Raw genomic sequence first — 9,132 nt, 5'->3', positions numbered from 1 at the left:
AACGCCGTACCGGTTTAAAGTTAAGCCACTATAATTGTCAAACCCAAAAACATAATAAAGGTCAGATATGAGTGATAGAGGTCAACTGTTTGTCGCCCCTCCGTTTGAAAACCACAGCCCGCTGACTTGGTATCAGGCGGCAGCTGAACAACCGAATTTCATCCGCGATGAAGCACAGGCGCGGGCGATTGAATATTTGGATCGTTTGTGGACGGAACTGATGATGTTCAAACGCAAACGCAATCGTTTCCTAGGGCGCAGCCTGCGCTCTCCCCAAGTGCCGAAAGGTCTGTATTTTTATGGCGGCGTGGGTCGCGGCAAAAGTTTCTTGATGGACGCTTTTTTCGGCTGCTTGCCATACCGCCGCAAACGCCGTGTCCACTTTCATGCCTTTATGGCGGAAATCCATAAGCGTTTGAAAGACTTGAAAAGTGAAGCCAATCCTTTAAAAGCAGTTGCTGCTGAGATTGCCAAAGAGACCCGCGTATTGTGTTTTGACGAATTTCACGTCAGCGATATTGCAGATGCGATGATTTTGGGGCGCCTGCTGGAAAACTTGTTGAGCGAAGGCGTGGTTTTGGTGGCAACTTCCAACTATGCCCCGTCCGAGCTTTACCCCCAAGGTCAAAACAGAAGCAGCTTTCTGCCGACCATTGCGCTGATTGAATCCAGCCTGACTGTCTTAAATGTTGATGGCGGGGAAGACTACCGCCTGCGTACTTTACGTCCTGCTGAGATTTTCTTCGTTCCCAACAATGAAGAAAATGAGCAGAAATTGGCTGATTTGTTTAAAGAAATGGCGGGAATTTCCGAACTGAATCCCGGTGTCAGCGTAATACACGGACGTGAAATTCCGCACAAAGCCCATTCTGAGCGCGCCATTTGGTTCGATTTCCGCGCTTTATGCTTTGGTCCGCGTTCGCAAGCCGATTACCTCTATTTGGCCGAACATTATGAAATGGTGTTCGTATCAGGATTGGAACGTCTGACGCCGCAGGAAAAAGCCGAAGCGCGCCGCCTTACATGGCTAATTGACGTATTGTACGATTTCCGAGTAAAACTCTGTGCCACCAGCGCGGTAGGCGTAAACGATATTTATGTCGAAGGCGATTTCGCCGAAGAATTTACCCGTACCGCCAGCCGTATGGTGGAAATGCAATCGGAAGTTTATTTGGAGCAACCGCATCTGACGTTGAAAAAATAAGATTCAGGCGAAGAAAAAAGAGCGGCTTTTCCCAAAGTATACTGAAATTTGATAAAATAGCAGTTCATTTTCTCCAACCCCAGACTATTGCACAACGCAATAAAAACAAGGACATAATATGGCTATTGAGCGCACGATCTCCATCGTTAAACCCGATGCTGTAGGTAAAAATGTAATCGGCAAAATTTACAGCCGTTTTGAAGAAAACGGACTGCGTATTGTCGCCGCCAAAATGAAGCACCTTAGCGTGCGCGAAGCCCAAGAGTTTTATGCTGTCCATAAAGAGCGTCCTTTTTACGACAGCTTGGTTGCCTTTATGACCAGCGGTCCTGTCATGATTCAGGTACTGGAAGGTGAAAATGCCGTTGCAAAAAACCGTGAACTGATGGGCGCGACCAATCCTGCGGAAGCCGCTCTCGGTACGATACGTGCCGATTTTGCCGAATCTCTCAGCGTAAACGCCGTACATGGTTCTGACAGTCTGGAAAACGCAGCAATCGAGATTGCCTACTTCTTCAGCCAAAGCGAAATCTGCCCGCGTTAACGATAGATACCGTTCGAACGTCCGACCGGTTCGGGCGTTTGGACGGTTTTGTCGATATTGTTTGTCTCAATCTGTTTTCAGACGACCTTTCTCAAATGGGGGTCGTCTGAAAATATGATAGAAGGAGCTTGGAAATAAAAGCTGTTTGCTCAACAAGATTCAGGACATGTTCAAACCCACTATGCAACGTCCTAATCCGCCGGATTCGCAAGATTTATCACGACAGCCTTTATTAAAAGCTTTACCAAGAAATAAACCACATGAAAACCAATCTGCTGAATTACGATTTAAACGGACTGACCCATCATTTTGCCGAGATGGGCGAAAAACCGTTCCGCGCCAAACAAGTCATGCGCTGGATCCACCAAGCCGGTGCGCAAAGTTTCGATGAAATGACCGATTTGGCAAAATCCCTGCGCCTGAAACTCAACGAACAGGCAAGCGTGGATGTGCCCAAACTGATGATGGCGCAAGAATCCGCCGATGGGACGCGCAAATGGCTGTTGGATGTAGGAACGGGCAACGGCGTAGAAACGGTGTTCATCCCCGAAGCAGAACGCGGTACGTTATGTATTTCCTCGCAAGTCGGCTGCGCATTGGAATGTACCTTCTGTTCTACCGGCCGCCAAGGTTTCAACCGTAATCTGACCGCTGCCGAAATCATTGGGCAACTGTGGTGGGCAAATAAAGCAATGGGCGTTACGCCGAAAAACGAACGCGTGATTTCCAATGTAGTCATGATGGGCATGGGCGAGCCAATGGCGAACTTTGATAATGTCGTTACTGCGCTGAGCATTATGCTGGACGATCATGGCTACGGCCTCAGCCGCCGCCGCGTTACCGTTTCCACATCAGGCATGGTGCCGCAAATGGACAGGCTGCGTGATGCGATGCCTGTTGCGCTGGCAGTATCCCTTCATGCTTCCAACGACGAAGTACGCGATCAAATCGTTCCGCTGAATAAAAAATATCCGTTGAAAGAGTTGATGGCGGCATGTCAACGCTATTTGGTCAAAGCACCAAGAGATTTCATTACTTTTGAATATGTTATGTTGGACGGAATTAATGACAAAGCGCAACATGCGCGCGAACTGATTGAGCTGGTAAAAGACGTACCGTGCAAATTCAATCTGATTCCGTTCAATCCTTTCCCCAATTCCGGCTACGAACGATCTACTAATGAAAATATCCGCGTTTTCCGCGATATTTTGCAGCAGGCAGGATTCGTGGTAACCGTCCGCAAAACGCGTGGCGACGATATTGACGCAGCTTGCGGTCAATTGGCAGGACAAGTACAAGATAAAACACGCCGCCAACAAAAATGGCAGCAGATTTTGGTTGAACAACAGAGCTGATTATGAAACTGAACATTTGGCAACCCATTATTTTAACTTTGGTTTTGGGCGCATGCGCCGGCCCGAAAGGCCCAAGCAGAGCGGAACGTGCGACACAGGTCGCCAATATCAAAACCCAGTTGGCTATCGAATACATGCGCGGGGGCGATTACCGTCAAGCAACGGTCAGTATTGAAGAGGCATTGAAAGCGGACAGCAGCAATGAAGATGCATGGCTGGTTCGCGCACAAATCTATCAATATCTCAAAGTGCGCGAAAAGGCGCAGGAAAGCTTCCAAAAAGCCCTATCCTTGAAACCTGACAATGCGGAAATCAACAATAACTATGGCTGGTTCTTGTGCAGCGAGATGAATAATCCCGCCCAGTCCATCAGTTATTTTGACAAAGCCCTGGCCGATCCAACTTATCCTTCTCCGTTTATCGCCAACCTCAACAAGGGCATTTGCAGCGCGAAGATGGGCCAATATTCGCTGGCAGAAGCTTATCTTGAACGTTCTTTGGCTGCGCAACCTCAATTCCCGCCTGCGTTTAAAGAATTGGCAAGAACCAAAATGCTGGCAGGCAATTTAAACGAAGCGGACTATTATTTCCGCCAATACCAAAGCAAAGTCGATGTCTTGCAGGCAGATGATTTGCTGCTGGGTTGGAAATTGGCGACCGCTTTGGGTAATAGCCAGGCAGCCTACGAATACGAAGCCCAGTTAAGGGCAAACTTCCCCTACTCGGAACAATTACAGGCAGTAACCACAGGTAAGTAACTACATGGAAAATCAAAAGAAAAACGAATACGACATTCAAGCTGCCAAATCATTGGGTGATGAGCTGGGACAACTCAGACACAAATCAGGTTGGGATATTGACGAAGTAGCACGACGGTTGAAACTGTCTGCCGAACAAATTGAAGCACTTGAAAAAGGAGACTATTCTTTCTTTTCAGGATTGGTCTTCGTTATGGGCTATCTGCGTTCTTATGCCCGTCTGTTGAAAATCGATGAAACAACCATTACAGGTCGTCTGAAAGCCATTTCCGCGCCGGAAGAAGACCATGTCTATCTGGTGGATCGCAAACAAAATGTCGGCTTGAACTATCAAGATGGTGAAAAAGTCGGTTTTCCCAAATGGGTTTTGGGCATGGCGGCGCTCATCCTGCTTGGCGGCGGTATTTATGTTTGGCAAAGCAAGTCCAATCATGAAAACGAACAACAAGTCGCGCAAAACAGCGATGCAGTACGCAACAGTATGCAGACGCCGGATTTGAAAAAAGAAAATGTTGCCGTTTCCAATATGGCAGAAAACGGCAAACAAGAAATATCCAATGCCGAAAAAGCAGCTTCAAGTGTCGCCGCATCCGAAGCAGCGGCATCCGCACCTGAAGTCAAAGTCGATTCAGACGAGCTTTGGATTAAAGTCCAATACCGAAGCAATCTGATTATCACCGACAAGAAAGGTACCATGATTTTCAGCCGGATCATTCCCGCAGGAAGCGAAAGGCGTTTTAAAGGCGGTGCACCCTACAATGTCTGGATCGGTATTGCCACAGGCGCACAAGCCAATTACGGCGGGACAACCATCAATCTGGCAGAATACCGGGTTGCCGGTGAAAAATCAGCTTCCTTTGTAGCAGGAAAAAAATAAAGATGAACACACCCAAACGCCGCCAAACCCATCAAGTACAAATCGATCATCTCATCGTCGGTTCGGATGCACCCGTTGTCGTGCAATCGATGACCAATACCGACACCGCAGATGCTAAAGCAACCGCCCTGCAAGTCAAAGAATTGAGCGATGCAGGTTCAGAGATGGTGCGCATTACCGTCAACAGCCCGGAAGCTGCCTCCAAAGTTGCCGAAATCCGCCAGCGTTTGGACGACATGGGTTACACCACCCCGCTGATTGGCGACTTCCATTTCAATGGCGAACGTCTGTTGGCAGAATTTCCCGAGTGCGGCAAAGCCTTGTCCAAATACCGCATCAACCCCGGCAATGTCGGCAAAGGCGCAAAAGGCGATGAAAAATTTGCCTATATGATTCGGACTGCCGCCGAAAACGACAAAGCCGTCCGTATCGGCGTCAACTGGGGTTCGCTTGACCAAAGCCTCGCCAAGCGCATGATGGATGCCAATCTGGCATCCTCATCTCCCAAACCGCCCGAAGAAATCATGAAAGAAGCCTTGATTATTTCGGCGTTGGAATCTGCTGAAAAAGCCGTCCGATTAGGTTTGCCTGAAAACAAAATCATCTTGTCGTGCAAGGTCAGCTCCGTTCAAGATTTGATTCAGGTTTACCGCGAACTGGGCAGCCGCTGCCAATATCCGCTCCACTTAGGCTTGACGGAAGCAGGCATGGGCAGCAAAGGCATTGTTGCTTCGACTGCCGCCTTGGCCGTACTGCTTCAAGAAGGCATCGGCGACACCATCCGCATTTCTCTGACTCCCGAACCCGGCAGTTCGCGTACGCAGGAAGTCATCGTCGGCCAGGAAATTCTACAAACCATGGGACTGCGCTCGTTTACCCCCATGGTTACCGCCTGCCCGGGCTGCGGACGCACCACCAGCACAGTCTTCCAAGAGCTTGCCCAAGATGTACAAAATTACCTTCGCCAAAAAATGACCGTATGGCGCACCCTTTACCCTGGTGTAGAATCTTTAAACGTTGCCGTCATGGGCTGCGTCGTTAACGGACCGGGCGAAAGCAAACTGGCAGACATCGGCATCAGCCTGCCCGGAACCGGCGAAACCCCTGTTGCCCCGGTTTATGTTGACGGAGAACGCAAAGTGACTTTAAAAGGCGACAACATCGCAGCCGAATTCTTAGAGATTGTCGAAGAATACGTCAAAGTCAATTATTGCGAAGGCGGTGCAAAACGCAATCAAAACCGTATCATCCCGATACAGTCTGCTTGATAAACATAGATAAAAGGTCGTCTGAAAAACATTTTTCAGACGACCTTAATGACGTAACCACACTGTAAAACTTACCGGCAGCTATCAATGCGGGTAAGATTAGTTAGGCAAATTTAGAAGAGATTGTTCATATTAAATCATTTGTTCAATAAGGAGATTATGATAACAATCGGATAATTGTATTTTTTGATAACAACGATTTGGTATCACAAGTAATATCTTTTAATATGAAAACCTTATGATACAAAACGTATAAATTGAACAATAACCTAATAGGTCGTCTGAAATCAGTGGACTTCGCGCCAACAGTTTTCAGACGACCTTTTCATCACTTTATCTCAATCTACACCTAAATCAGGCAAACACCAGCTTGCCACCCTCTTCTTTCACATGAATCGTGCTGTCGGGCGCGTATTTGCCTTCGAGCAGGGCTTTGGCCAGCGGGTTTTCGATTTCCGACTGGATGGCGCGTTTGAGCGGGCGGGCGCCGTACACGGGGTCGAAACCGGCTTTGGCAATCAAATCCAAGGCGGCATCGTCCACTTTCAGGTGCAGGTGCTGCGCTTCTAGGCGTTTTTCCAAGCCTTTGAGCTGGATTTTCGCGATGTTGCGGATATTCTCCTGATTCAGTCCGTGGAACACGACCACTTCGTCGATGCGGTTGATCATTTCAGGACGGAAGTAGGCTTTCACTTCTTCCATTACCGCTTCTTTCACGGCTTCGTAATCCTGCGTACCCATTTGTTGGATGTGCTGGCTGCCGATATTGGAAGTCATGACAATGACGGTGTTTTTGAAGTCCACGGTACGGCCTTGTCCGTCGGTCAGGCGGCCGTCATCCAATACTTGCAGCAGGATGTTGAACACGTCGGGATGGGCTTTTTCCACTTCGTCCAAAAGAATCACGCTGTACGGTTTGCGGCGGACTTGTTCGGTCAGGTAGCCGCCCTCTTCGTAGCCGACATAGCCCGGAGGCGCGCCGATGAGGCGGGCAACGGCGTGTTTTTCCATGTATTCGGACATGTCGATGCGGATGAGGTGGTCTTCGCTGTCAAACAAGAAGCCTGCCAAAGCTTTACACAACTCGGTTTTACCCACGCCGGTCGGGCCTAGGAACAGGAAGCTGCCGTAGGGTTTGTTCGGATCGGCAAGACCGGAGCGGCTGCGGCGGATGGCATCGGACACGGCACGCACGGCTTCGTCTTGACCGACCACTCGGCGGTGCAATACTTCTTCCATTTTCAGCAGCTTGTCGCGTTCGCCTTCCATCATTTTGGACACAGGAATGCCGGTCATGCGCGATACGATTTCGGCCACTTCGTCCGCGCCGACTTCGGTGCGGAAGAGTTTGTTTTGTTTTTTGCCGTCAGGGTTACTTTCCGCCGCCTGCAACTGCGCACCCAATTTCGGCAACTCGCCGTATTCGAGTTCGGAGGCGCGGGCGAAGTCGCCTTGGCGTTTGGCCTGCTCGATTTTGACTTTGATGTCGTCCATCTGTTTCTTGATGTCGGCGGTGCTGGAAGACGCGGCTTTTTCGGCTTTCCAGATTTCGTCCAAATCGGCGTATTCTTTTTGCAGACCGTCGATTTCTTCGTCTATCAGTTCCAAACGTTTTTTGCTGGCGTCATCGCTCTCTTTGGCAACGTGCATTTTTTCCATTTTGAGCTGGATGATACGACGGTCGAGTTTGTCCATCTGCTCGGGTTTGCTGTCCAGCTCCATTTTGATGCGGCTGGCAGCTTCGTCAATCAAATCAATCGCTTTGTCGGGCAGGAAGCGGTCGGTGATATAGCGGTCGCTCAATTCCGCGGCAGCAACGATGGCGGGGTCTGTAATGTCGATGCCGTGGTGGATTTCATAGCGTTCCTGCAAGCCGCGCAAGATGGCGATGGTGTCTTCCACGCTGGGCTCGCCGACCAATACTTTTTGGAAGCGGCGTTCGAGTGCTGCGTCTTTTTCGATGTATTGGCGGTATTCGTCCAAAGTGGTCGCGCCGATGCAGTGCAGTTCGCCACGCGCCAAAGCTGGTTTCAGCATATTGCCTGCATCCATCGCGCCGTCGGTTTTGCCTGCGCCGACCAAAGTATGGATTTCGTCAATGAAAATCAGGGTGTTGCCGTCGTCTTTCGCTAAGTCGTTCAACACGCCTTTCAAGCGTTCTTCAAATTCACCGCGGTATTTCGCACCGGCAATCAATGCCGCCAAATCCAAAACCAGCAGGCGTTTGTTGCGCAGGGATTCAGGCACTTCGCCGTTGACGATGCGTTGTGCCAAGCCTTCGACGATGGCGGTTTTACCCACGCCCGGCTCACCGATCAGCACGGGGTTGTTTTTAGTGCGGCGTTGCAGCACCTGAATGGCGCGGCGGATTTCGTCATCGCGGCCGATAACAGGGTCGAGTTTGCCGTCGCGGGCGCGCTGGGTCAGGTCGAGCGTGTATTTTTTCAGCGCATCGCGTTGGTCTTCGGCATTAGCATCGTTCACGTTTTGTCCTCCTCGTACCGCGTCAATTGCGGCATTGATGTTTTGTTCGGTCGCGCCGGCTTCTTTCAAGATTTTGCCGGTCGCATCGTTCTGCTGCACCAAGGCAAGCAGGAAAAGTTCGCTGGCGATATAGGCATCGCCGCGTTTGGTTGCCGCTTTGTCCATCAGGTTCAACACCGCCTGCAATTCGCGGCTGGGCAGAATATCGCCGCCCTGACCGGACACTTTCGGCAGGCTGTTTAAATGCTGCTGCAAACGCTGTTTCACCTGCGGCACGTTCACGCCCGCATGAGCCAAGAGCGCGGCGGCTCCGCTGTTTTGGTCGTCAAGCAGGGCTTTCAGCACGAAGCCTGCTTCCAGATAGCTGCTGTCCGCAGCCAACGCCAAACTCTGAGCTTCTGCAAGGGCTTGTTGGAATTTGGCGGTTAATTTGTCGAATCTCATCTTTTTGGTTTCCTTTGGTTAGAATTTCGTTACACCCAATATAGGCTCAAATGTGGATAACTCAATAGCAAAATTTTATTAGGATAGAAGATTTTTAATATCTATATGTTTTATATTGAAATTATTATTATAAAATCTGTGCATAACTTTTATTGTTCAAGTTCATAACAGATTGCCGACATAAGAAATAAAGACTTT

Annotated in this window: 7 protein-coding genes; 6 read left to right on the top strand and 1 reads right to left on the bottom strand. The window is 49.6% G+C overall.

Annotation, left to right across the window (positions count from 1 at the left end; all coding sequences use genetic code 11):
* Positions 1 to 67 precede the first annotated feature (67 nt).
* The 6 genes from zapE to ispG all read left to right on the top strand — a co-directional run bounded on the left by zapE (position 68) and on the right by ispG (position 6,006).
* Positions 68 to 1,204, top strand: a complete 1,137-nt coding sequence (gene zapE / locus HMPREF3050_RS02710; RefSeq protein ID WP_070773352.1) for a cell division protein ZapE — start codon at positions 68 to 70, stop codon at positions 1,202 to 1,204.
* Positions 1,205 to 1,322: 118 nt separating this feature from the next.
* On the top strand, positions 1,323 to 1,748 hold the full coding sequence (gene ndk / locus HMPREF3050_RS02705) for a nucleoside-diphosphate kinase (RefSeq protein ID WP_070773351.1): 426 nt from the start codon (positions 1,323 to 1,325) through the stop codon (positions 1,746 to 1,748).
* Between the two features lie 260 nt (positions 1,749 to 2,008).
* Entirely contained in the window at positions 2,009 to 3,103 is a 1,095-nt protein-coding gene (gene rlmN / locus HMPREF3050_RS02700) for a dual-specificity RNA methyltransferase RlmN (protein ID WP_049223036.1), read from the top strand.
* A gap of 2 nt (positions 3,104 to 3,105) precedes the next feature.
* Positions 3,106 to 3,861: a type IV pilus biogenesis/stability protein PilW gene (pilW, locus tag HMPREF3050_RS02695; RefSeq protein ID WP_003759214.1), complete on the top strand. Its 756-nt coding sequence runs from the start codon at positions 3,106 to 3,108 to the stop codon at positions 3,859 to 3,861.
* 4 nt (positions 3,862 to 3,865) lie between these two features.
* Positions 3,866 to 4,738 carry a helix-turn-helix domain-containing protein gene (locus tag HMPREF3050_RS02690; RefSeq protein WP_070773350.1) on the top strand — a complete coding sequence of 291 codons (873 nt, stop codon included), beginning with the start codon at positions 3,866 to 3,868 and terminating at the stop codon, positions 4,736 to 4,738.
* A gap of 2 nt (positions 4,739 to 4,740) precedes the next feature.
* Positions 4,741 to 6,006, top strand: a complete 1,266-nt coding sequence (ispG, locus tag HMPREF3050_RS02685; RefSeq protein ID WP_070773349.1) for a flavodoxin-dependent (E)-4-hydroxy-3-methylbut-2-enyl-diphosphate synthase — start codon at positions 4,741 to 4,743, stop codon at positions 6,004 to 6,006.
* Positions 6,007 to 6,360: 354 nt separating this feature from the next.
* Here ispG and clpB read toward each other — a convergent pair whose 3' ends face one another.
* Complete coding sequence (clpB, locus tag HMPREF3050_RS02680) at positions 6,361 to 8,934, bottom strand: ATP-dependent chaperone ClpB (protein WP_003742105.1); 2,574 nt, start codon at positions 8,932 to 8,934, stop codon at positions 6,361 to 6,363.
* Positions 8,935 to 9,132 lie beyond the last annotated feature (198 nt).

The organism is Neisseria sp. HMSC065D04 (assembly GCF_001815675.1).
GTDB lineage: Bacteria > Pseudomonadota > Gammaproteobacteria > Burkholderiales > Neisseriaceae > Neisseria.
The sequence above is the reverse complement of the archived record's forward strand: the minus strand, read 5'-3'. Positions and strand labels throughout refer to the sequence as shown.

Bases quoted from the DNA above. Each gene is read 5' to 3' on its own strand.
- zapE (WP_070773352.1), top strand. From the start codon at position 68: ATGAGTGATAGAGGTCAACTGTTTGTCGCCCCTCCGTTTGAAAACCAC.
- ndk (WP_070773351.1), top strand. From the start codon at position 1,323: ATGGCTATTGAGCGCACGATCTCCATCGTTAAACCCGATGCTGTAGGT.
- rlmN (WP_049223036.1), top strand. From the start codon at position 2,009: ATGAAAACCAATCTGCTGAATTACGATTTAAACGGACTGACCCATCAT.
- pilW (WP_003759214.1), top strand. From the start codon at position 3,106: ATGAAACTGAACATTTGGCAACCCATTATTTTAACTTTGGTTTTGGGC.
- HMPREF3050_RS02690 (WP_070773350.1), top strand. From the start codon at position 3,866: ATGGAAAATCAAAAGAAAAACGAATACGACATTCAAGCTGCCAAATCA.
- ispG (WP_070773349.1), top strand. From the start codon at position 4,741: ATGAACACACCCAAACGCCGCCAAACCCATCAAGTACAAATCGATCAT.
- clpB (WP_003742105.1), bottom strand. From the start codon at position 8,934: ATGAGATTCGACAAATTAACCGCCAAATTCCAACAAGCCCTTGCAGAA.